Below are 21,918 nucleotides of genomic sequence, written 5' to 3' on the forward strand. Positions count from 1 at the left end.
TGTATCAAATGAAATTCTGATCAGTCAATATCTTTCATGTAAAAGCGCTGATTCTCATCTTTAGCCCAAATAATGGCTTTTTAGGCGGCTTTGACTGGCGGGTCAGTTAAAACATGCTTGACAGAAAGGGTGTGATGTCAGAGAAATGACTGAGCAAAATTTCACTGGCTGATCATATGATCGGTCATCGGTACGATCACGGCAGCGGAGCCAGACGCCATGAACACACCTTTTCCGGTGGCTATCGGATGCGATGAAGCGGGTTTTGAGCTCAAGGAGTTGTTAAAGCGCCATATCGAAGCGCTGGGTTACCCGGTGACCGACTTCGGCACCCATTCCACCGCGCCGGTGCTGTACCCCGACATCGCTCTGGCGGTGGCCACCGCGATCAATGCCGGGCAACAGCGCCTGGGCGTACTGGTGTGCGGTACCGGGATCGGCATGGCGATTTCCGCCAACAAGGTGTTGGGCATTCGTGCGGCCCAGGCCCATGATACCTATTCGGCCGAGCGTGCACGCAAGAGCAACGATGCGCAGATCCTGTCCATCGGCGCACGGGTGATCGGCGCCGAGCTGGCGAAAAGCATCGTCAAGTCGTTCCTGGAGTCGGAGTTCGAAGCGGCACGTTCCGGGGCCAAGGTCGAGCGCATCAATGCGATCGAGCGCGATGGGCATCAGTAGTGGACGTGACGGGGCAAGAGTCGGGAGAATGCGCCTTTGACGCCGAAACGGAAGCCCGTCCCCATGAGTGACAGCACCCAGCGCATTGCCAGCGATATCGATCAGATGACCGAAGTGGCGATGCTCTATTACCTCGAGAACGTCACTCAGGAGGCGATTGCCAAGCGCCTCGACCTGTCCCGCGCAAAAGTCAGTCGCTTGCTCAAGCGCGCGCGGGATGAAGGGATTGTCGAGGTGCGCGTGTTGCAGCACCCGGCGATGAACAGCGAGCTGGAGCGAGCGCTGGTGGAACGCTTCAAGCTCGACCGGGCCTTGATCGCCGTCGACCACAGCGACCCCGACACCCAGCGCTCGGCGGTTGCCAGCCTGGTGGCCAATTACCTGAACAAAACCCTGAGCGACGGCATGATCGTCGCCGTGGGCATGGGGCGCAACGTGGGAGCGGTGGCCGATAATGTATTTTTACCGGTGACGCGCAATTGCACATTTGTCTGCGCCATCGGCGGTTCGCTCAAGGCTGGCGAATATATGAACCCGGACCATATCTGCCGGCGCCTGGCCCTGCGCTTTGGCGGCGAGAGTGAAAGTCTGTATGCCCCGGCCCTGGTGGCCAACCCGGAACTGCGCGGCGTGCTGATCAATAACGACACGGTGCGCTCGACCCTGGATCGAGCGCGGCGGGCCGATATTGCATTGATTGGCATCGGCGATATGAGCGAAAACAGCAATATGGTGCGCATGGGCTGGTTCTCGCCCCAGGAGATCGCGCAGGCGCGGTTGTCCGGTACGGTGGGCGACATGATGGGCTATGACTTTATCGATATTCATGGCCAGCCGGCGGTCAACGCCATTCAAGGGCGAGTGATCGGGTTGACGGTGCAGGAGTTGTTCCGGATTCCGGATGTGGTCGCGATCGCGAGTGAGAACACCAAGGCGGCGGCGACGCTGGGCGCGTTGCGGTCGGGGGTGATCAATACGTTGGCGACTACGGTGACGAATGCCCACACCATCCTGGCGTTGGATGATGCGACCAGAAAGTCCTGATTCAACACAGGTCAAAATGTGGGAGGGGGGACAGGTTTTGTAATAGTTTTGTGTTGTGGGAAATTTGTATTTCAATTGTAGGATTCAAGTCCTTTTGTGACTTCAGGACTTGCATGAACACCCTCTCGGAGCCCCCCAGTCGTCTTTCCCCAAGACAACCGCTGCCGCTGTTCCCTTTCAAGCACCCCGTATTTCGATTGCTAACCGTGTTCCGGTCCACCGACCGCGCTTTGCCGTGCCCGGCATCCTGACATCTAGATAGAGACTTTAATAAATGGAATGGTTAGCGGATCCAACGGCCTGGCTCGGCCTGTTGACCTTGATTGTGCTGGAACTGGTGCTGGGCATCGACAACCTGGTGTTTATCGCGATCCTGGCGGACAAGCTGCCGCCGGAGCAGCGCGACCGTGCGCGGTTGATCGGTTTGTCCTTGGCGCTACTGATGCGCCTGGGCTTGCTGGCGAGTATTTCCTGGCTGGTGACGCTCACCCAGCCGCTGTTTGAGGTGTTCGACAAGAGCTTCTCCGGGCGTGACCTGATCATGCTGTTTGGTGGTGTGTTCCTGTTGTTCAAGGCCACCATGGAATTGCATGAGCGCCTGGAAGGGCATGTGGCGCAGCGCACGGGGAATGTGGCCTATGCGATGTTCTGGCCGATCGTGGCGCAGATCGTCGTCCTCGACGCGGTGTTCTCCCTCGACGCGGTGATCACTGCAGTCGGCATGGTGGATGAGCTGGCGGTGATGATGATCGCGGTGATCATTTCCATCGGCTTGATGATCGTCGCGAGCAAACCGTTGACCCGTTTCGTCAACGCGCACCCGACGGTGATCATGCTGTGCCTGGGCTTTTTGATGATGATCGGTTTCGCCCTGACCGCCGAAGGCCTGGGCTTCCACATTCCCAAAGGTTACCTGTACGCGGCCATTGGTTTTTCGATCCTGATCGAGGTGTTCAACCAGATTGCCCGGGCCCGGCGCAAGAAGTCGGCGCAGGGTGCGTTGCCGGTGCGTGAGCGTACGGCCCATGCGGTGATGCGCTTGCTGGGCGGGCGCAGCCTGGCGGTGGAGGAGGTGGGCGAAGACGTGGCTGACCTGCTGGGCGAACCGGATGCCAGCCAGGGCCCGTTGTTTGATCGGCGCGAGCGCGTGATGATCAGTGGTGTGCTGCAGTTGGCCGAACGGCCGATCCGCACCTTGATGACGCCGCGGGCCAAGGTCGACTTTATCGACTTGGCGGATGATCCCGACACGATTCGCCTGAAATTGATGCATTCGTCCTATTCGCGGCTGCCGTTGATCCGCGACGGTGCCGTTGATGAGCCCTTAGGCTTTGTGCACAAGAAGGAATTGCTCAAGGAATACCTGGCCGGCAACGAGCCGAACCTGGAGCACCTGGCTCGCCGGGCGATCAACCTGCTGGAGAGCTTTTCGATCCTCAACGCCCTGGAGCAGATGCGTCAGGAGTCGACCCACATCGCCTTCGTGATCAACGAATTTGGTGACTTCATGGGGGTGCTGAGCATGACCGACATCCTCGAATCCATCGCCGGTGAATTGCCGGACGCGAGTGAAATCGAGGGGCCGGACATCGTCGCGCAGGGGGATGGCTTCTGCGTCAACGGTGCCTTGAACCTCAACCAGATTCGTCAGCGCACCGGCTTCAATGCTGCGGCGACCGAGGATTACCAGACCCTGGCCGGTCTGGTAATGAGTCTGCTCGACCGCCTGCCGATGGTGGGCGATAGCCTGGAGCATGCGGGCTGGCGCCTGACGGTGGCGACGGTGGAGGAGCGGCGGGTGACGCAGGTGCTCTTGCGCCCTTGCGACGGGCATAGCGCTTGAAGGTGTCCTCGAGAAACTGCGCTTGCTGGTCTTCGGGGCCAAAGCCTTTGAACTTTTCCATCAGCGTGCCGTTGAGGAAGATCAGCAGCGTCGGGGTGCCCGTAACGTCGGGGTGCCTCGGCGTCTTGGCGCAATCGAGCACCAGGCTGACAACGGAGCGGTACTTGCCAGCGATCAGCTCAAATAATGGCCCTGAGCACGCACAGGCTGGGCAGTGATCGGAAACAAACAGCATGAATACCGGGCGCGAGGTGCTCAACGCGCGCCGGTAATCCTTGGCATTGGCGATGGTTGCGGTGGCAATCCCCATGAGGGCCTCCCTTTGGATGATGCGGGTTTTTGCCAACGCTACGACCAGGAATCAGTGTCGTCTACTGTCAACCTTCACAGGTAGCCAGGGGGGCAAGCGTCGTCCGCACGCTCCCCCCATTTGAGCGCCTGGTCGGCGGTGATGTGCCAACGCTGGCCACAGGGCGGTGGTTTTCCCATGATTGAAACGTGCCCGGTGTTGGTGCGCGGTAACACCGTTGTGGCGCATGTGCAGGGGACCGTCGCGGTCGGATGGGGCCCTGGGTAGCAAGCTGATTTCAGCTGCTGGCGTAACGCCGTTAGCCAGAAGGCTGTTTATCCGTCTGATTTATAAACCATTTATTCCCCGCATATTTTTCCGTTACTGCCTGTGGCACACTTTCTGCTGTCTATTCCGTTGTTACATACTAAGTTCCGGTATAGCGGAATACACAACTCCTGGAGTGCTTGTCATGCATCACCGACCTTCCGTGTTTAAAGCGTGTGTTTTTCTTTTCGCCGCATCGGCATCCCTCGCAGGCCTCGTGCAGGCGGCGGACAGCAAGCTCGATAACGTGCTCAAGCGTGGGCACCTGATCGTGGGTACAGGCAGTACCAATGCGCCGTGGCACTTCCAGGGAGCGGATGGCAAGTTGCAGGGGTTTGATATTGATATTGGCCGCATCGTGGCCAAGGGGCTGTTCAACGACCCGAGCAAGGTCGAGTTTGTGGTGCAGTCGTCCGACGCCCGGATTCCCAACCTGCTGACCGACAAGGTCGACATGAGTTGCCAGTTCATTACCGTCACCGCCAGCCGCGCGCAGCAAGTGGCCTTTACCTTGCCGTACTACCGCGAAGGCGTGGGCCTGCTGCTGCCCAACAACAGCAAGTACAAGGAAATCGAAGACCTGCAAGCCGCCGGCGATGGCGTCACCGTGGCGGTGTTGCAAAACGTCTACGCCGAAGAACTGGTGCACCAGGCACTGCCCAAGGCCAAGGTCGACCAGTACGACAGCGTCGACCTGATGTACCAGGCCGTGAACTCCGGTCGCGCCGATGCCGCCGCCACCGACCAGTCTTCGGTCAAATACCTGATGGTGCAGAACCCTGGCCGCTATCGCAGCCCGGCCTATGCCTGGAGCCCGCAGACCTATGCGTGCGCGGTCAAGCGTGGCGACCAGGACTGGCTGAACTTCGTCAACACCGCGCTGCATGAAGCCATGACCGGTGTGGAGTTCCCCACCTACAAGGCTTCGTTCAAGCAGTGGTTCGGTGTGGACCTGCCAGAACCTGCCATTGGTTTCCCCGTCGAGTTCAAGTGATTCGTGAAAACCGGGGCGCCGCGCCTGGCGCCCCCATCAGGTACCGTTGACCATGAACTATCAGTTGAACTTTGCCGCCGTGTGGCGTGATTTCGACACCTTGCTCGCGGGGTTGTGGCTGGGCCTTGAGCTGGCACTGCTGTCGATCGCCATCGGCTGCGTGATCGGCCTGTTGATGGCGTTTGCCATGCTGTCCAGGCACCGGGCGTTGCGTATCCTCGCCTCGGTGTACGTGACGGTAGTACGCAACACGCCGATCCTGGTGCTGATCCTGTTGATCTACTTCGCCTTGCCCAGCCTGGGCATCCGCCTGGACAAGATCCCCTCGTTCATCATTACCTTGTCGCTGTACGCCGGTGCTTACCTGACCGAAGTGTTCCGTGCCGGGTTGTTGAATATTCCCAAGGGGTTGCGTGAAGCCGGGCTGGCGATTGGCCTGGGCGAGTGGCGAATCCGTGCCTACATCACCGTGCCAGTGATGCTGCGCAACGTGCTGCCCGCGCTGTCCAACAACTTTATCTCGCTGTTCAAGGACACCTCACTGGCGGCCGCGATCGCGGTGCCGGAGCTGACCTATTACGCCCGCAAGATCAACGTCGAAAGCTACCGGGTGATTGAAACCTGGCTGGTCACGACCGCGCTCTATGTGGCTGCCTGTTACCTCATTGCCATGCTGCTCCGTTACCTGGAACAGCGTCTGGCGATCCGTCGTTAAGGAAGGTTTCCATGTACGAATCCCCCAGCTGGTTGCATGAGTTGTGGATCGCCCGGGACACCCTCTGGGCGGGTTTCCAGACCAGTGTGTACGTGTCGGCGCTGGCAATTATCTTCGGCACCCTGATCGGCATCGTCGCCGGGTTGATCCTGACCTACGGCAAATTCTGGATGCGGGCGCCGTTTCGCGTGTATGTCGACTTGATCCGTGGCACGCCGGTGTTTGTGCTGGTGCTGGCGTGTTTCTACATGCTGCCGGCGCTCGGCTGGCAAATCACCGCGTTCCAGGCCGGTGCCGTCGGGTTGACGCTGTTCTGCGGTTCCCACGTCTCGGAAATCGTGCGCGGCGCGCTGCAAGCCATTCCCCGTGGGCAACTGGAAGCGGGCAAGGCGATTGGCCTGACGTTCTACCAGTCCCTGGGCTACGTGCTGTTGCCCCAGGCGCTGCGGCAGATCCTGCCGACCTGGGTCAATTCCTCCACGGAAATCGTCAAGGCCTCGACCCTGTTGTCGGTGATCGGCGTGGCCGAACTGCTGTTGAGTACCCAGCAGGTGATCGCGCGCACCTTCATGACCCTGGAGTTCTACCTGTTCGCAGGCTTTATGTTCTTTGTCATCAACTACGCCATCGAGTTATTCGGGCGCTACATTGAAAAGCGGGTGGCCTTGCCATGAACCAACCTCAAACAACCGAACCGCTGCTGAACATTCGCGGCCTGCGTAAACAATATGGGCAGGTCGAAGTGCTCAAGGGCGTCGACCTGTCCATGCAGCGCGGCAACGTGGTGACGTTGATCGGCTCCAGCGGCTCGGGCAAGACCACGTTGTTGCGTTGCGTCAACCTGCTGGAAGAATTCCAGGGCGGGCAGATTACCCTCGACGGTGAGTCCATCGGCTACAGCGAAATCGCCGGCAAGCGTGTACGTCACCCTGAACGGGTGATTGCCCAGCACCGCGCGATGACCGGCATGGCGTTCCAGCAGTTCAACCTGTTCCCGCACCTGAGCGCGTTGCAGAACGTTACCCTTGGCCTGCTCAAGGTCAAAAAGATGGGTAAGGACGAAGCGGTGGCCCTGGCCGAAAAATGGCTGGATCGCGTTGGCTTGCTGGAACGCCGCAATCACTTTCCCGGTCAGCTCTCAGGCGGCCAGCAGCAGCGTGTGGCGATCGCCCGCGCGATTGCGATGAACCCGAGCCTGATGCTGTTCGACGAAGTCACTTCGGCCCTCGACCCGGAATTGGTGGGCGAGGTGCTCAGTGTGATCAAGGGCCTGGCGGAGGAGGGCATGACCATGTTGCTGGTCACCCACGAAATGCGCTTTGCCTATGAGGTGTCGGACAAGATCGTCTTCATGAACCAGGGGCGTATTGAAGAGCAGGGCTCGGCGAAGGACATCTTCGAACGGCCGCAATCGCCGCGCCTGGCGGAATTTCTGAAAAACATTCGTTTTTAAATGGTCAGTCAGCAGGAGAAACAGTTATGAGCATTACTCGTTACGGCGCCGGCAGCACCGCCGGCGGTGGTCAGCCGCGTCCTTTCGCCCGCGCGGTGGAAGCGGACGGCTGGCTCTACGTCTCGGGCCAGGTGCCAGCGGTGGACGGTGAAATCATCACGGGCGGGATCATCGAGCAAACCCGGCAGACCATGCGCAACGTGGTGGCGATCCTTGAAGAAGCCGGCTACGAATTGAAAGACGTGGTACGTGTGGGCGTGTGGCTGGAAGACCCCCGGGACTTCTGGAGTTTCAACAAAGTGTTCGGCGAATACTTCACCCCCGAACACGCCCCGGCGCGGGCCTGTGTGCAGGCCAACATGATGGTTGATTGCAAGGTCGAGATTGATTGCGTGGCCTACAAGAAAAAAGGCTAAATTGCCCCACTCTTGAGACCACAGGAAATCCAATGTGGGAGGGGGCTTGCCCTAATGCCGTTCAGTTAAGCGTACATCGCCTTCTGTAGGAGCGAGCTTGCTCGCGAAAAACGTCAACGATAACGCGTGTTTCCTGAATGAACGCGGCGCCTGTGAGTTTTTCGCGAGCAAGCTCGCTCCTACAAAAAAGCCTTAACTGAACGGCATTAGGGCTTGCCCCCCTCCCACAATGGACCTGCGCCAGCCCCACCCTTTCGACCGGATCGAAAATTGCCATGACCGAAGACACCATCAAACGTCGCGCCAAAGGCCTGGACCGTGCGTTCGATATCCTCGACTTTCTCAAGGAAATCGGGCAGCCCCTGCGCCCGAATGATATTGCCAACGGTATCGGCAGCCCCAAGTCCACCGTCTACGAACTGGTCGCGTCCTTGCTGGAACGGCGCATTCTCGAAACCGTGGGCAAGGACGGTCACGTCTACCTCGGCCGCCAGTTGTACTTTCTCGGCCAGGCGCATTTGCGTCATTTCGACCTGACCCGCGAGGCTGACCACGCCTTGCAGGAGATCGTCAGCCAGACCCACGAAACCGCGCAGATGTGCCTGCTCAACGGGCGTAAATACACGGTGGCGCTGATGCGCGAAGGCGAGCGGCATTTCCGTATTTCTTCGGATATCGGTGAGAACGCGCCGATCCCGTGGACCGCGTCCGGGCGCCTGCTGCTGGGGCACTTGAGCGATCAGCAGATCGTCGACCTGATCGACCCTGAGGATTTCATCCTGCCGGACGGCCAGCGCCTGCCGCTGGAGACCTTCCTCGCACAAATCCGCCAGGCCACGGTCGATGGCTTCTTTTCCTTCGACAGCGTGGCCGACACCTTCACCCATTGTTTTGCCGCCCCGGTTCGGGACGCGCAAGGCATCAGCATTGCGACCTTGTGCATCGTCGCCCCGAGGGCCGATGCCAGCACTCATTACAACGACTATCGCCGGGTGTTGATCGAAAGCGCCAACAACCTGGCCCGTCGCATCAACGAATAGGAGCTTTCCATGTCTGCCATCAATGCCGTTGAAAAGGGCGCCGCTGCTGTCGGCGCCCACCTGGTCCGTGACGTCAGCCTGCCGGCGCTGGTCCTGCACCGCGATGCCCTGGAGCACAACATCCGCTGGATGCAGGATTTCGTCAGCCACAGCGGCGCGCAGCTTGCGCCACACGGCAAGACCAGCATGATGCCGGCGCTGTTCCAGCGCCAGCTGGCGGCCGGTGCCTGGGGCATTACCCTGGCCACCGCGGTGCAGACTCGCGCGGCTTATGCAGGTGGCGTGCGGCGTGTACTGATGGCCAACCAACTGGTGGGCGCGCCGAACATGGCGTTGATCGCCGACCTGCTGGCCGATGGGGATTTCGACTTCCACTGCCTGGTCGATCACCCGGACAACGTCGCCGATCTGGGGCTGTTCTTCGCCGCCCGTGGCCTGCGCCTGAACGTGATGATCGAGTACGGCGTGGTCGGCGGCCGTTGTGGCTGCCGCAGCGAGCAGGCGGTGCGAGACCTGGCCAAGGCGATCAAGGCCCAGCCGGCCCTGGCCCTCACCGGTATCGAAGGCTATGAAGGCGTGATCCATGGCGAGCACGCCATCAGCGGCGTCCGTGACTTCGCCGCCAGCCTGGTACGCCTGGCCGTGGACTTGCAAAACAACGGTGCGTTCGACTTGGCCAAACCTATCATCACCGCCTCGGGCTCGGCCTGGTACGACCTGATTGCCGAGTCGTTCGAGGCGCAGAACGCTGCCGGTCGTTTCCTCAGCGTGTTGCGCCCTGGCAGCTATGTGGCCCATGACCACGGTATCTACAAAGCGGCGCAGTGCTGTGTACTTGAGCGCCGCAGCGACCTCAGCGAGGGCCTGCGGCCGGCGCTGGAAGTCTGGGCCCATGTGCAATCGCTGCCCGAGCCAGGCTTCGCGGTGATCGCCCTGGGCAAGCGCGATGTGGCCTACGACGCCGGCCTGCCGGTGCCGCTCAAGCGCTACCGAGCGGGGATCCTGCCAGCGGAAGGGGAGGATGTGAGCGCCTGCAACGTCACGGCAGTGATGGATCAGCACGCGTTCATGACCGTGGCCCCGGACGTTGAACTGCGCATTGGCGACATCATTTCCTTTGGCACCTCCCACCCTTGCTTGACCTTTGACAAGTGGCAGGTCGGTTGCCTGGTGGATGAGCAGTTGCAGGTGATCGAGTCCCTGCATACCTGCTTCTAGACCGTGTCGCGCCTATCGGGGGCAAGCCCCCTCCCACATTTGAAAGGTGTGGGAGGGGGCTTGCCCCCGATGAGGCCATCAGCCCCCCGAGACAGCAACCATGACCACCCATCCCCGCATCGCCTTGATCGGCGAATGCATGATCGAACTGCAACACCGCGCCGACGGCAGCCTGCAACAAAGTTTCGGCGGCGACACCCTCAACACGGCGGTGTACCTGCGCCGTGAGCTGGGCGACATCGGCAGCGTCGACTATGTCACTGCCCTGGGCGACGACAGCTTCAGCGATGCGATGTGCGCGCAATGGCAGGAAGAGGGGCTTGGCCTGGGCCGGGTCCAGCGCCTGCCTGGGCGTTTGCCGGGGTTGTACTGCATCCAGACGGATGCGCACGGCGAGCGCAAGTTTCTCTATTGGCGTAATGAAGCGGCGGTACGTGACTGCTTTACCACGCCGGCCGCCGCGCCGATCCTGGCGGCATTACCCGGTTATGACGTGGTGTATTTCAGCGGCATTACCCTGGCGGTAATCGGTGATATCGGGCGCGCGCGTTTGCTCAAGGCCCTGATCGAAACCCGTCGGCGTGGCGGCAAAGTGGTGTTCGACAACAACTACCGGCCGCGGCTGTGGGCCACGGTGGACGTTGCCCGTGAGGCGTATCGCACAGTACTGGCCGAGGTGGATATCGCCTTGCTGACCGAAGATGACGAGCTTGCATTGTTTGGGTACGCCGACAGCGAACAGGTGTTCGCGGCGTACCCGGCGATTGCCGAAGTGGTACTCAAGCGTGGTGCGCAGGCCTGTTTGATCCGTTGCGACGGTAAGCGCTTTGCCGTGCCGGCGCTGAAGGTGGAGACGGTGGTGGATACCACGGCGGCGGGGGATTCATTCAGTGCGGCGTACCTGGCCAGTCGGCTCAAGGGGGGCTCGCCGGAGGCGGCGGCGTTGGCCGGGCATCGGTTGGCGAGCCGGGTTATCCAGGTGCCGGGGGCGCTGATCCCCAGGGAGTAAGTGAATGGCCGCCTGCGGCGGATCGGGGGCTTGCCCCCGATGGGCATGGGTATCTACGTAACTTTTCTGCCCCCCGACAAATCTCCCTGTGGCGAGCGGGCTTGCCCCGCGTTGGGCTGCGTAGCAGCCCCAGTAAAGAAGAACGCGGTGCATCAGACACTCTGTAGAGGTTGGTTTTGGGGCTGCTACGCAGCCCAACGCGGGGCAAGCCCGCTCGCCACAACAGCCCTGTCTGCCGCGCGTTCAGCGTTGAGCCAACGTTGTGTAGATACCCATGCCCCCGATGGGGGTCTTAAGTCATAGCCTCAATCGCGGTAAAACACCTGCACCAGGTGATAGCCAAACTTGCTCTTGATCGGCCCGTGAACCACCTTCACCGGCTTCTTGAAGATCACCGCATCGATCACCCCTACCATCTGCCCCGGCCGCACTTCGCCCAAGTCGCCGCCGCGCTTGCCGGACGGGCAGGTGGAGTATTTCTTGGCCAGCACATCAAAGGCTTCGCCCTTGGCGATGCGCTGCTTGAGTTGTTCGGCTTCTTCGCTGGTTTTCACCAGGATATGACGGGCTTGGGCTTTCATGGTTCTCTACCAGGTGTGCGACGGCGCGCGATTATGCCTGAACTCATTCGACCACGCTGATCATGCTGCGGATCTTGGTCGCCAACAGGTCGATGGAAAACGGTTTGGCCACCATGTCCATGCCGTCCTCCAGGAACCCCTGGCGCTCGGCGGCTTTCTCGGCGTAACCGGTCATGAACAGCACGCGCAGGCCCGGGCGATGCTGGCGGGCGATTTCCGCCAGTTGCCGGCCGTTCATGCCGGGCAGGCCAACGTCGGTCACCAGCAGGTCCACACGCAGGTCCGACTCCAGCAGCGGCAGCGCAGCACGGGCGTCCGCCGCCTGGTGGGCGGTGTAGCCCAGCTCGTCGAGCACATTGACCACCAGCATGCGCACGGCGGGGTCGTCCTCGACGACCACGACCGCTTCACCGGCCAGGGCCACTGGCGCTTCGCTCGAGTGCGGCGGCAGGCTGCTTTCCAGGGCGGTGCCATGCAGCCGCGGCAGGTACAGGCGCACGCAGGTGCCCTGGCCCGGTTCGCTTTGAATGGTCACATGGCCGCCGGACTGCTGGGCAAAGCCATAGATCATCGACAGGCCCAGGCCGGTGCCCTGGCCGATCGGCTTGGTGGTGAAGAACGGATCGAACGCCTTGGCAAGGATCTTCGGCGCCATCCCGGAGCCGTTGTCGCTCACGCCGAGCATCACGTAGTCACCGGCCTTGACCGGTTCGAGGGTGGTGATGTCGGTGCCGTCCAGGTAGCTGTTGGCGGTTTCGATCAGCAGCTCGCCGCCGTCGGGCATGGCGTCGCGGGCGTTGATCACCAGGTTGAGCAGGGCGTTTTCCAGCTGGCTGGCATCGGTGTTCACCGGCCAGATATCGCGGCCCAGCTGTACTTTCAGGGTGATATGCGCGCCCTTGGTGCGGCGGAACAGGTCCTCCAGGGAGGCCACCAGTTGATTGGGGTCGGTCGGGCGCCGGTCCAGCGACTGGCGCCGCGAGAACGCCAGCAAACGGTGGGTGAGGGCGGCGGCACGATGGGCCGAGGCTACGGCGGCGTCGGCAAAGCGGCCGATATCGTCGCTGCGCCCGGCGGCGATATAGCGTTGCATCAGGTCCAGGCTGCCGATAATGCCGGTGAGCATATTGTTGAAGTCATGGGCAATGCCGCCGGTGAGCTGGCCCACCGCTTCCATTTTCTGCGCGTGGCGCAGGGCGTCTTCGGCGCGTTCACGCTCGAACATCTCGTTTTGCAGGCGCTGGTTGGCCTCCGCCAGTGCCTGGGTGCGCTGGGCGACGCGTTCTTCGAGGTTCTCATTGAGGTTGCGCAGGGCTTCTTCGGTGAGCTTGCGTTCGGTTTCATCGATCACAAAGATGTAGAAACCGTTGACCGAGCCGTCATTGCTGAAGCGCGGCAGGTACTTCATCAACGCATGGCGCGGCCGGCCATCGTGATGGGGGGTAATGGTGGTGAAACTGCACGCCTTGCCCCCCAGCGCGGCGGTGATCATGTCCTCGCGCCCGGCATACACCTCATCGCCGAGCACTTCGCGGATGCTCTTGCCATACAGCTCCTGGGGCGTCATGCCGTACCAATCGAGGTAGGCACTGTTGTTCAGGCGAAAGCGTTGCTCATGGTCAACGTAGCCGATCAGCACCGGCATGGCGTTGATGATCAGTTGCAGTTCGGTCTGGCTTTGGCGCAAGGCCTGTTCGGTATGCTTGCGTTCGGTAAGGTCCAGCGCGGCACCGAGGAAGCGTGCCGGGCGGCCCTGCGGGTCCTTATAGCAGCGCCCGCGCGCGAATACCCAGCGCACCTGGCCATCGGCTTGCAGCAGGCGGTATTCCTCGGCGTATTCGGTGCCATGGGTGATGCAATGCTTGATGCTGCGCGCCACCGTGCCACGGTCTTCCGGGTGCACGCCTTGCAGGTAATCGCTGATGGGCAGGAGACTCGCTTCGTTGGGGTCGACGCCATGCAGGAAGGCGAAGTGCGCGTCGGCGATAAAGCGGTCTTCGCCGATGTCCCAGTCCCAGGTGCCCACTGCATCGGTGGCGGCCAGCGCCAGTTGCAGGCGTTGTTCAGTGTTGTGCTGGGCCTTGAGGCTGTCTTCGGAACGCTGTTGCAGTTCGAGGGCCTTGCGGCGGCGTTCGTTGGTCTCGATGGCGGTGACCAGGATGCCGGCCACGGCGCCGCTTTCGTCGCGGATCGGGCTGTAGGTCAGGTCGAGCCAGATTTCAGTGTCGCGATGATCGCGTTGCAGTACGAAACGCTGCTCGGTGAACGTGCGCACCTGGCCGCCGAGCACGGCGTCATAGATCGGTGCGGTGAAGTCTTGCAGCTCCGGCCAGGTCGCGTGTGCCGGCTGGCCCAGGGCGCCGGGGTGTTTGTTGCCCGCCAGGCGCGCGAAGCCATCATTGTAGAGCTGGATAAGTTGGTCGCCCCACAGCAGGAGCATCGGCATCGGCGAGTTGACGACGATATCCACGGCGGTACGCAAGCTCTGCGGCCAATCATTGGCCTCACCGAGAGGGCTGCGCGCCCAGTCCAGCCGCGCAATCAATGCAGCGGCTTCGCTGTCGGTGGATGTTCCCTTCATGACAATGCCCTGAGCGTAACGCTTTGAAAATGACAAAGAACAGATTATCCCGTGAGTCGGGAACGGCTGGCTACCCCTCGAAAAGTAGCATGCATTTGGGCGTTGTCTTCAAATGAATGTCTCAGGGCTGAAACCGTTCCACCTCAAGCCAGCTCAGGACGGTCGCGAAATTGCGCCAGGGCCTGGGGGTTGGCCAGGGCGTCAGTGTTTTTCACCGGCTCGCCATGCACCACGTTACGTACCGCCAATTCCACGATCTTGCCGCTGATGGTGCGGGGGATATCGGTGACGGCGAGGATCTTCGCCGGCACATGGCGTGGCGTGGTGTTGGCGCGGATCACCTGGCGGATTTGCTGCTCCAGGGCCGCATCCAGTTCAACGCCATCGTTGAGGCGCACGAACAGCACCACGCGCACGTCGTCCTGCCAGCGTTGCCCGATGGCCAGGCTCTCCAGCACCTGCGGGACTTTTTCCACCTGGCGATAAATCTCGGCGGTGCCGATGCGCACGCCGCCGGGGTTGAGCACTGCGTCGGAGCGTCCATGGATCAGCAGGCTGCCATTGGGGCGTTGCTCGGCATAGTCGCCCTGGGCCCAGACGCCCGGGAACTGGCTGAAATACGAGGCGCGCAGTTTTTGCTGCTGCGGGTCATTCCACAGGCCGATGGGCATGGCCGGGAAGTGCCGGGTACACACCAGTTCGCCTTTTTCACCGATTAACGGTCGGCCCTGGTCGTCCCACACTTCGATCGCCATCGCCAGGCTCTTGCATTGCATTTCGCCGCGGCGCACAGGCAGTACCGGGTTGCCGATCACAAAGCAGGAGACGATATCGGTGCCGCCAGACATCGACGACAGGCACAGCTCTGCCTTGATCTCGCGGTACACATAGTCGTAGCTCTGCGGCGACAGCGGCGAGCCGGTGGAAATCAGCCCTTTGAGGCTGCCCAGGTCATGGCTCAGGCGCGGTTGCAATCCGGCCTTTTCCAGGGTGACGAGGAACTTGGGGCTGGTGCCGAACACGCTGATTTTTTCTGCGTCGATCAGGTCAATCAAACGCTCGGGGCCGGGGTGGAAGGGCGAGCCGTCATACAGCACCGCCGTGGCACCCAGGGCCAGGACCGAGACCAGCCAGTTCCACATCATCCAGCCGCAGGTGGTGTAGTAAAACAAGCAGTCCTCGCCGGACAGGTCAGCATGCAGGCCGTGCTCCTTGAGGTGGGTGAGCAGCACGCCGCCGGTGCCGTGGATGATGCACTTGGGCACGCCGGTGGTGCCGCTGGAATAGAGGATGTACAGCGGATGGTCGAACGGCACCGCGACGAATTCAGGTGCGCCGCCGGGTTGGTAGAAGTCACTCCACAGCGCGACGCGGGCCTCGGTCCGATAATCCTCGACCCGCGCCTGGGGCCGGGCATACGACACGATGATCAACTGCTGCAGGGACGGCAGGCGTGCGAGGATCTCGTTGAGTTTGGCGCTCTGGTCGATGTCCTTACCGGCGTAGCGGTAACCGGCGCAGGTGATCAGCACCTTGGGCTCGATCTGGCCGAAACGGTCGATCACACCTTGGGTGCCGAAGTCCGGCGATGAACACGACCAGATCGCGCCCAGGCTGGTGGTGGCAAGCATGCCGACCAGGGTTTGCCAGGTGTTGGGCATGCATGCCGCCACCCGGTCGCCCACCCCGACGCCGGCCGCGCGCAGGCTTTTTTGCAGGCCGGCGACATGGGCGGCCAGTTCGGCGTAGGTCAGTTGTTCGCGTTGGCCGTCTTCGCTGATGGCGACCACGGCGGGGTGATCGTCGCGACGGCGCAGCAGGTGTTCGGCAAAGTTCAGGGTCGCGCCGGGGAACCACTGGGCGCTGGGCATCTCGGTGCCTTCGATCAGCGCCGCGCTGGGCGGGCTGCGAAACTGCACGTCGAAAAAGGCCACGATCGCCTGCCAGAAGTCCGGGCGCTGGTCGATGCTCCACTGGTGCAGGGCCGGGTAGTCGCTGAGCTGCACGCCGTGGCGATCATTGATAAAGCGCCGGAACTGGTCCATCCGGGTGTTACGGATGCGTTCGGGGGAGGGTTGCCAGAGGATCTCGGACATCAGCAAGGTCTCTTGTTCTTGTACAGGTCTTCCAAACGATAGAGTTTAGATCTCCAGTGTCAGGTTTTATTGAGCCAGCCAACCACCATCGATATTCCACGCCGCACCCCGCACCTGGGCGCCGGCCTCACTGCACAAAAACAGCACCAGTTCGCCCAACTGCGGCGGTGTCACGAACTCCAGCGACGGCTGCTTCTCGGCCAGCAAATCATGCTGCGCCTGTTGCGGGTCGACGCCACTGGCCGCGCGATCATCGATCTGCTTCTGCACCAGCGGGGTCAACACCCAGCCTGGGCAGATTGCGTTGCAGGTCACGTTACCGGTCGCGGTCTCCAGGCCCACCACCTTGGTCAGGCCGATCACGCCATGCTTGGCCGCCACATACGCGGCCTTGCCCACCGAACCGACCAGGCCGTGCACCGAGGCGATATTGACGATACGCCCCCAGCCCTTGGCCTTCATGCCCGGCAGGCTCAAGCGCGTGCTGTGGAACACCGAAGACAGGTTGATCGCAATGATCGCGTCCCAGCGTTCCACCGGGAAGTCTTCCACCGCCGCCACATGCTGGATGCCGGCGTTGTTCACCAGAATATCCACGCCGCCGAATTCGCGCTCGGCATAGGCGATCATGTCGGCGATCTGCGCCGGGTCGCTGACGTCGGCGGGGTGATGCCCGACCTTGCCGCCGAACGCCTGCACCTGGGCGATCACCGCGCTGGCGTCGCCAAAGCCGTTGAGGATCAGGTTGGCGCCGGCCTTGGCCAGGCTCAAGGCGATGCCCAGGCCGATACCGCTGGTGGAACCGGTGACCAAGGCGGTCTTGCCGTTCAATGTCGTCATGAAAACCTCACACAATGCCGGTGGCATAGAAAGTACCGATCACCACGAACACCGCGAGGGTCTTGATAATCGTGATGCCGAAAATGTCCTTGTAGGCTTCGCGGTGGGTCAGCCCGGTAACCGCCAGCAGCGTGATCACCGCGCCGTTGTGGGGCAGGGTGTCCATGCCGCCGCTGGCCATGGCCGCGACCCGGTGCAGCACTTCAAGGGGGATATTGGCCGCATGGGCCGCTGAAATAAAGCTCTCGGACATGGCCGCCAGGGCGATGCTCATGCCGCCGGACGCGGAGCCGGTGATCCCCGCCAGCAGGGTCACGGTAATCGCTTCGTTGACCAGCGGGTTGGGGATGCCCTTGAGCCAGTCCGCCAGCACCAGAAAGCCCGGCAGCGAGGCGATCACCGCGCCAAAGCCGTATTCCGAGGCGGTGTTCATCGCTGCCAGCAGCGCACCGCTGACCGCGCTTTTACTGCCTTCGGCCAGCTTGCTTCTGATTGCCGACCAGCCAAACACCAGCACGATCACGATGCCCACCAGCAATGCCGCCTGCACCGCCCAGATCGCGGTGAGCTTGGCGATTTCGGTCGTCACTGGCGTACTCATGCCCGGCAGGCTGAGGCTGTGGGTCTTGCCGTACCACAGTGGAATCCAATGGGTGAACAGCAGGTTCATCACCCCCACCAGGATCAGCGGCGACAGCGCGATCCACGGGTTGGGCAGGGTCAGGTTCTCGGCGGTTTCCGGCTCGTTGCGCAGCTCGGTGCCGTAGCCTTCGCCGGCCCGTTGCGCTTTGTTGCGTTGGCGGGCGAGGTAGAGCATGCCGGCGCAGAACACGAAGATCGTACCGATCAGCCCCAGCCAGGGGGCCGCCCAGGCGGTGGTGTTGAAGAAGGTGCTGGGGATGATGTTCTGGATCTGCGGCGTGCCGGGCAGGGCGTCCATGGTGAATGAGAACGCACCGAGGGCGATGGTCGCCGGGATCAAGCGCTTGGGGATATTGCTCTGGCGGAACATCTCTGCCGCGAACGGGTACACCGCGAACACCACCACAAACAGCGACACGCCGCCGTAGGTGAGCAGGGCGCAGACCAGCACGATCACCAGCATCGCCTGGCGCGTACCGAGCAAGCGGATCGCCGCGGCCACGATCGAGCGCGAGAAGCCCGACAGCTCGATCAGCTTGCCGAACACCGCACCGAGCAGGAATACCGGGAAGTACAGTTTGATAAAGCCAACCATTTTTTCCATGAACACCCCGGTAAACGCAGGGGCGACAGCGGACGGGTCGGTGAGCAGGACAGCGCCGAGGGCGGCGATGGGGGCAAACAGGATAACGCTATAGCCACGGTAGGCAGCCAGCATCAGCAGCGCGAGGGCTGCCAGGGCAATGATCACACTCATGGTGTGTCTCCATCGGATTGTTATTGTTGTGGGTAAAGCTGTGGGGAGGGCTATAGCGAGATGTATGCCAATTATTTAACTTGTTGAAATATATGGATATTTTTTGGTTTTTCGGGAGAGGTTCCAGATTCTGTCTCAATCTGGAGACAAACATAGCTCAAATGTGGGAGGGGGCTTGCCCCCGATGAGGGAGTGTCAGTCACTTATTTGTTAACTGATCCGGCGCTATCGGGGGCAAGCCCCCTCCCACAGGGATTGTCTTTGTCTGGAGAATCAAGTCTCTACTTTGAGACTAGGCGATGCCCAGTGCGACCATCTTCTTGTACAACGTCGACCGCCCAAGCCCCAATCGCCTGGCCGCCTCCACCACATTCCCTTCACAGGCCTCGAGCGTTGCCGCAATCAACTGCCGATCGAACCGCGCTCGCGCCGCCGCGAACGTCTCGCCTTCGACCGTTTTCACTTCGTTGCGCGCTACCGGGCTGAACGTGCCGATCGCCGCGCGAATCTCGGCGGCATTCAATACCAGGTCATCGCTCAACAAGGCTGCCCGCTCCAGCACATTGCGCAGTTCACGGATATTCCCCGGCCACGCATGCTGCGCCAACAACACGAGGGCTTCACGGTCCAGTTCATGCTGGCTGTGCAGTTCTTCGAGGATCGCTTCGCTCAGCGCGGGAATATCCTCCAGGCGCTCACGCAATGGCGGCACCTGAATGGGCAGCACATTCAGGCGGTAGTACAAATCCGCGCGAAACTCTCCGCGCTTGATCGCCGCCTCCAGGTCCATGGAGGTGGCGGCGATGACCCGTACATCACTGTGCAGCATCTCGTTGGAGCCCACCGGTTCGAATTCTTTTTCCTGCAACACCCGCAGCAGCTTGCTTTGCAGGGGCAGGGGCATGTCACCAATTTCATCGAGGAACAGCGTGCCGCCCTGGGCGATCTGGAATTTGCCGGGCCGGCCCTTGCGGTCGGCACCGGTAAACGCGCCGGGGGCGGTGCCGAAGAACTCGGCTTCCAGCAGGTCGTGGGGGACGGCCGCGCTGTTGATGCTGACAAACGCCTTGTGCGCACGCTTGGATGCGCCGTGGATCGCCTGGGCCAGCAGCTCTTTGCCGGTGCCGGTTTCGCCGAGCAGCAACACCGGCGACTCGGCACTCGCACTGCGCCGCGCCCGGCGTTTGACGTCGAGGCTGGCGGCGCTGGTGCCGATAAAGTGTGCAAAGTTGTACTTGCTCTGCCGCGAACGCAGCAGCGAGCGGGTGGAGGCCAGTTCCGCCTGCATGCTCAGGTAACGCTCGATCAGCGGCGACAGGTTGCGCAGCTCATCGAACAGCGCAAAGCCAATCGCGCCAATCACCGTGCCGGCATTGTTGTGGATCGGCAGGCGCATCACCACCAGCGGGCCTTTGGGCGTGTCCTGGATATCCAGCAGAATCGGTTGGTCGTTGCGCACCACCTGGCGCAACAGGCTGTTGGAGATCACCCGTTCGCAAGGCTGGCCGATGGCTTCGTCGGCGCTTTTGAGGCCGAAGCGCTTGGCGTAGCGCTCGTTCATCCACACGATATTCGCGTCGCGATCGACAATCACCGTGCCTTCGCTGGACTGCTCGATGATCTCGAACAGCGACTGGATCGCCAGGCCGCGAACCTGTTCGTAATCCTTGAGGTTTTCGGTGATGTTCATGCCGGCAGAATCCTGTAGGAGCGAGGCGGACGGCTAGTCCTTGCTCGCGAAGGTCGTCAACGATAACGCGGTACATCTGGAAGAACGTGGCGTACTTGGATTCTTCGCGAGCAAGCTCGCTCCTACAAGGGGATGTGCGCGGCGGCCAGCAGTTCCTTGGTATAGGGATGTTGTGGCGATTCAAATACCGCATGGCTCGGCCCGCGCTCCACCACCTTGCCATCCTTGATCACGATCATGTCATGGGCCATGGCGCGCACCACCGCCAGGTCATGGCTGATAAACAGGTAGGTCAGGCCGTATTTTTCCTGCAACTCGCGCAGCAATGCCACCACTTGCTTCTGCACCGTGCGGTCCAGGGCCGAGGTGGGTTCGTCGAGCAGTATCAGCGCCGGCTTGAGCACCAGCGCGCGGGCGATGGCGATACGTTGGCGCTGGCCGCCGGAAAACTCGTGTGGGTAGCGATGCCGGCTGGCGGGGTCGAGGCCGACCTCCTTGAGCACCTGGATCACCTGCGCTTCGCGGTCGGCCAGGCTGCACGGTGCATGCACTTCCAGGCCTTCGCTGATGATCTGCTGCACCGACATGCGCGGGCTGAGGCTGCCGTAGGGGTCCTGGAACACCACCTGCATCTGCTTGCGCCACGGGCGCATCTGGTGGTGGTTGAGCGGGTCGAGGGCTTTACCCTGGAAGCGGATGCTGCCGGTGGAGTCGAGCAGGCGCAGGATCGCCTGGCCCAGGGTGGATTTACCCGAGCCCGACTCACCGACGATGCCCAGGGTCTTGCCGCGCTGCACGCTGAGGCTGATGCCGTCCACGGCGCGCAGGTAGGTCTTGCGCTGGAACAACCCACCGCTGAGAGGAAATTGCACGCTCAGGTCGTCCACCTGCAACACGGTCTCGCGCTCCTCGCCGCACAACACGTCGCCCGCCGGCTCCGCATCCAGCAGCAGGCGGCTGTAGGGATGCTGCGGCGCGGTGAACAAGGTTTCGCAGGCGGCCTGCTCGACAATCTCGCCGGCATGCATCACGCACACCCGCTGGGCGATGCTGCGCACCAGGTTGAGGTCGTGGCTGATCAGCAGCATCGACATGCCCAGGCGTTGTTGCAGGGACTTGAGCAGCAGCAGGATCTTGCGCTGCACGGTGACGTCCAGCGCGGTGGTGGGTTCGTCGGCAATCAGCAGTTGTGGCTCGCAGGCCAGGGCCATGGCGATCATCACCCGTTGGCGCTGGCCGCCGGACAGTTGGTGCGGATACGCCTTGAGGCGTTCCTGGGGTTTCTGGATGCCCACCAGGCCCAACAGTTCCAGGATGCGCGCCTGCGCCGCCTTGCCGCCCAGGCCCTTGTGCAGCAGCAGGGTTTCGCCGATCTGCTTTTCGATGCTGTGCAACGGGTTGAGCGAGGTCATCGGCTCCTGGAAGATCATCGCGATGCGATTGCCGCGCAGCTTTTGCAGGGTGGTCGCCGGCGCGCCGATCAGTTCCTGGCCGCGATATTTCACCGACCCGGTGGTTTGCGTACCGGCCTCGGGCAACAGTTGCAGGATCGAGTGAGCGGTCACCGACTTGCCCGAGCCCGACTCGCCCACCAGCGCCAGGCACTCGCCGGGGCGCACGTCCAGGCTCAGGTTGTGCACCACGGTCTGGCCACTGAAGGCGACGCACAGGTCACGAATTTCGATCAGGTTCATCTGCAGTC

General features: G+C 61.8%; 18 protein-coding genes and 1 pseudogene. 11 read left to right on the plus strand and 8 right to left on the minus strand.

Annotated elements, in window-relative coordinates; all coding sequences use genetic code 11:
• Positions 1 to 219 precede the first annotated feature (219 nt).
• The 3 genes from rpiB to QU606_RS17165 all read left to right on the plus strand — a co-directional run bounded on the left by rpiB (position 220) and on the right by QU606_RS17165 (position 3,568).
• Positions 220 to 681, plus strand: a complete 462-nt coding sequence (rpiB, locus tag QU606_RS17155; RefSeq protein ID WP_016969738.1) for a ribose 5-phosphate isomerase B — start codon at positions 220 to 222, stop codon at positions 679 to 681.
• Between the two features lie 63 nt (positions 682 to 744).
• Complete coding sequence (locus QU606_RS17160; protein WP_024075078.1) at positions 745 to 1,725, plus strand: sugar-binding transcriptional regulator; 981 nt, start codon at positions 745 to 747, stop codon at positions 1,723 to 1,725.
• 274 nt (positions 1,726 to 1,999) lie between these two features.
• Positions 2,000 to 3,568, plus strand: a complete 1,569-nt coding sequence (locus tag QU606_RS17165; protein WP_069076371.1) for a TerC family protein — start codon at positions 2,000 to 2,002, stop codon at positions 3,566 to 3,568.
• Positions 3,569 to 3,587: 19 nt separating this feature from the next.
• Here the strand turns inward: QU606_RS17165 and QU606_RS17170 are convergent.
• Positions 3,588 to 3,878, minus strand: a pseudogene (locus QU606_RS17170) (thioredoxin family protein); the annotation flags it as partial.
• A gap of 451 nt (positions 3,879 to 4,329) precedes the next feature.
• Between QU606_RS17170 and QU606_RS17175 the strand changes: the two are divergent.
• The 8 genes from QU606_RS17175 to QU606_RS17210 all read left to right on the plus strand — a co-directional run bounded on the left by QU606_RS17175 (position 4,330) and on the right by QU606_RS17210 (position 11,029).
• Positions 4,330 to 5,178: a transporter substrate-binding domain-containing protein gene (locus tag QU606_RS17175; protein ID WP_024075081.1), complete on the plus strand. Its 849-nt coding sequence runs from the start codon at positions 4,330 to 4,332 to the stop codon at positions 5,176 to 5,178.
• A 52-nt stretch (positions 5,179 to 5,230) separates the two neighbouring features.
• Entirely contained in the window at positions 5,231 to 5,893 is a 663-nt protein-coding gene (locus QU606_RS17180; RefSeq protein ID WP_010564617.1) for an amino acid ABC transporter permease, read from the plus strand.
• A gap of 11 nt (positions 5,894 to 5,904) precedes the next feature.
• Positions 5,905 to 6,567, plus strand: coding sequence for an amino acid ABC transporter permease (locus QU606_RS17185; protein WP_069076372.1), 663 nt, complete (start codon positions 5,905 to 5,907; stop codon positions 6,565 to 6,567).
• Positions 6,564 to 7,346, plus strand: a complete 783-nt coding sequence (locus tag QU606_RS17190; protein WP_102624555.1) for an amino acid ABC transporter ATP-binding protein — start codon at positions 6,564 to 6,566, stop codon at positions 7,344 to 7,346. Before QU606_RS17185 ends, QU606_RS17190 begins: the two co-directional genes overlap by 4 nt.
• Before the next feature lie 26 nt (positions 7,347 to 7,372).
• Positions 7,373 to 7,762, plus strand: coding sequence for a RidA family protein (locus tag QU606_RS17195; RefSeq protein ID WP_010210958.1), 390 nt, complete (start codon positions 7,373 to 7,375; stop codon positions 7,760 to 7,762).
• A gap of 275 nt (positions 7,763 to 8,037) precedes the next feature.
• Positions 8,038 to 8,802 carry an IclR family transcriptional regulator gene (locus tag QU606_RS17200; protein ID WP_069075814.1) on the plus strand — a complete coding sequence of 255 codons (765 nt, stop codon included), beginning with the start codon at positions 8,038 to 8,040 and terminating at the stop codon, positions 8,800 to 8,802.
• Positions 8,803 to 8,811: 9 nt separating this feature from the next.
• The gene (locus QU606_RS17205; RefSeq protein WP_304997239.1) at positions 8,812 to 10,020 is read left to right on the plus strand and encodes an amino acid deaminase; all 1,209 of its coding nucleotides are present in this window, start codon (positions 8,812 to 8,814) and stop codon (positions 10,018 to 10,020) included.
• Between the two features lie 100 nt (positions 10,021 to 10,120).
• Complete coding sequence (locus QU606_RS17210) at positions 10,121 to 11,029, plus strand: sugar kinase (protein WP_069075816.1); 909 nt, start codon at positions 10,121 to 10,123, stop codon at positions 11,027 to 11,029.
• 305 nt (positions 11,030 to 11,334) lie between these two features.
• On the opposite strand, the gene QU606_RS17215 is transcribed toward QU606_RS17210, so the two are convergent.
• The 7 genes from QU606_RS17215 to QU606_RS17245 all read right to left on the minus strand — a co-directional run bounded on the left by QU606_RS17215 (position 11,335) and on the right by QU606_RS17245 (position 21,910).
• The gene (locus tag QU606_RS17215; protein ID WP_010564624.1) at positions 11,335 to 11,610 is read right to left on the minus strand and encodes a peptidylprolyl isomerase; all 276 of its coding nucleotides are present in this window, start codon (positions 11,608 to 11,610) and stop codon (positions 11,335 to 11,337) included.
• A 43-nt stretch (positions 11,611 to 11,653) separates the two neighbouring features.
• Positions 11,654 to 14,191: a PAS domain-containing sensor histidine kinase gene (locus tag QU606_RS17220; protein WP_193690559.1), complete on the minus strand. Its 2,538-nt coding sequence runs from the start codon at positions 14,189 to 14,191 to the stop codon at positions 11,654 to 11,656.
• A gap of 143 nt (positions 14,192 to 14,334) precedes the next feature.
• A complete protein-coding gene (locus tag QU606_RS17225) occupies positions 14,335 to 16,287 on the minus strand; it encodes an acetoacetate--CoA ligase (protein ID WP_304997240.1) in 1,953 nt (650 codons plus the stop codon).
• Between the two features lie 66 nt (positions 16,288 to 16,353).
• The gene (locus tag QU606_RS17230; protein ID WP_024075089.1) at positions 16,354 to 17,127 is read right to left on the minus strand and encodes a 3-hydroxybutyrate dehydrogenase; all 774 of its coding nucleotides are present in this window, start codon (positions 17,125 to 17,127) and stop codon (positions 16,354 to 16,356) included.
• A 7-nt stretch (positions 17,128 to 17,134) separates the two neighbouring features.
• Positions 17,135 to 18,526: a GntP family permease gene (locus QU606_RS17235; RefSeq protein ID WP_304997241.1), complete on the minus strand. Its 1,392-nt coding sequence runs from the start codon at positions 18,524 to 18,526 to the stop codon at positions 17,135 to 17,137.
• Positions 18,527 to 18,818: 292 nt separating this feature from the next.
• Positions 18,819 to 20,216 (minus strand): sigma-54-dependent Fis family transcriptional regulator, encoded by a 1,398-nt coding sequence (locus QU606_RS17240; RefSeq protein WP_304997242.1) that lies wholly within the window; start codon positions 20,214 to 20,216, stop codon positions 18,819 to 18,821.
• 122 nt (positions 20,217 to 20,338) lie between these two features.
• On the minus strand, positions 20,339 to 21,910 hold the full coding sequence (locus QU606_RS17245; protein ID WP_102625544.1) for an ABC transporter ATP-binding protein: 1,572 nt from the start codon (positions 21,908 to 21,910) through the stop codon (positions 20,339 to 20,341).
• Positions 21,911 to 21,918: the final 8 nt, after the last annotated feature.

Origin of the sequence: Pseudomonas sp. OVF7, assembly GCF_030644265.1 — a bacterium.
Classification (GTDB): domain Bacteria; phylum Pseudomonadota; class Gammaproteobacteria; order Pseudomonadales; family Pseudomonadaceae; genus Aquipseudomonas; species Aquipseudomonas gorinensis.

Coding starts and splice junctions, on each gene's coding strand:
- rpiB (WP_016969738.1), top strand. CDS start 220: ATGAACACACCTTTTCCGGTGGCTATCGGATGCGATGAAGCGGGTTTT.
- QU606_RS17160 (WP_024075078.1), top strand. CDS start 745: ATGAGTGACAGCACCCAGCGCATTGCCAGCGATATCGATCAGATGACC.
- QU606_RS17165 (WP_069076371.1), top strand. CDS start 2,000: ATGGAATGGTTAGCGGATCCAACGGCCTGGCTCGGCCTGTTGACCTTG.
- QU606_RS17175 (WP_024075081.1), top strand. CDS start 4,330: ATGCATCACCGACCTTCCGTGTTTAAAGCGTGTGTTTTTCTTTTCGCC.
- QU606_RS17180 (WP_010564617.1), top strand. CDS start 5,231: ATGAACTATCAGTTGAACTTTGCCGCCGTGTGGCGTGATTTCGACACC.
- QU606_RS17185 (WP_069076372.1), top strand. CDS start 5,905: ATGTACGAATCCCCCAGCTGGTTGCATGAGTTGTGGATCGCCCGGGAC.
- QU606_RS17190 (WP_102624555.1), top strand. CDS start 6,564: ATGAACCAACCTCAAACAACCGAACCGCTGCTGAACATTCGCGGCCTG.
- QU606_RS17195 (WP_010210958.1), top strand. CDS start 7,373: ATGAGCATTACTCGTTACGGCGCCGGCAGCACCGCCGGCGGTGGTCAG.
- QU606_RS17200 (WP_069075814.1), top strand. CDS start 8,038: ATGACCGAAGACACCATCAAACGTCGCGCCAAAGGCCTGGACCGTGCG.
- QU606_RS17205 (WP_304997239.1), top strand. CDS start 8,812: ATGTCTGCCATCAATGCCGTTGAAAAGGGCGCCGCTGCTGTCGGCGCC.
- QU606_RS17210 (WP_069075816.1), top strand. CDS start 10,121: ATGACCACCCATCCCCGCATCGCCTTGATCGGCGAATGCATGATCGAA.
- QU606_RS17215 (WP_010564624.1), bottom strand. CDS start 11,610: ATGAAAGCCCAAGCCCGTCATATCCTGGTGAAAACCAGCGAAGAAGCC.
- QU606_RS17220 (WP_193690559.1), bottom strand. CDS start 14,191: ATGAAGGGAACATCCACCGACAGCGAAGCCGCTGCATTGATTGCGCGG.
- QU606_RS17225 (WP_304997240.1), bottom strand. CDS start 16,287: ATGTCCGAGATCCTCTGGCAACCCTCCCCCGAACGCATCCGTAACACC.
- QU606_RS17230 (WP_024075089.1), bottom strand. CDS start 17,127: ATGACGACATTGAACGGCAAGACCGCCTTGGTCACCGGTTCCACCAGC.
- QU606_RS17235 (WP_304997241.1), bottom strand. CDS start 18,526: ATGAGTGTGATCATTGCCCTGGCAGCCCTCGCGCTGCTGATGCTGGCT.
- QU606_RS17240 (WP_304997242.1), bottom strand. CDS start 20,216: ATGAACATCACCGAAAACCTCAAGGATTACGAACAGGTTCGCGGCCTG.
- QU606_RS17245 (WP_102625544.1), bottom strand. CDS start 21,910: ATGAACCTGATCGAAATTCGTGACCTGTGCGTCGCCTTCAGTGGCCAG.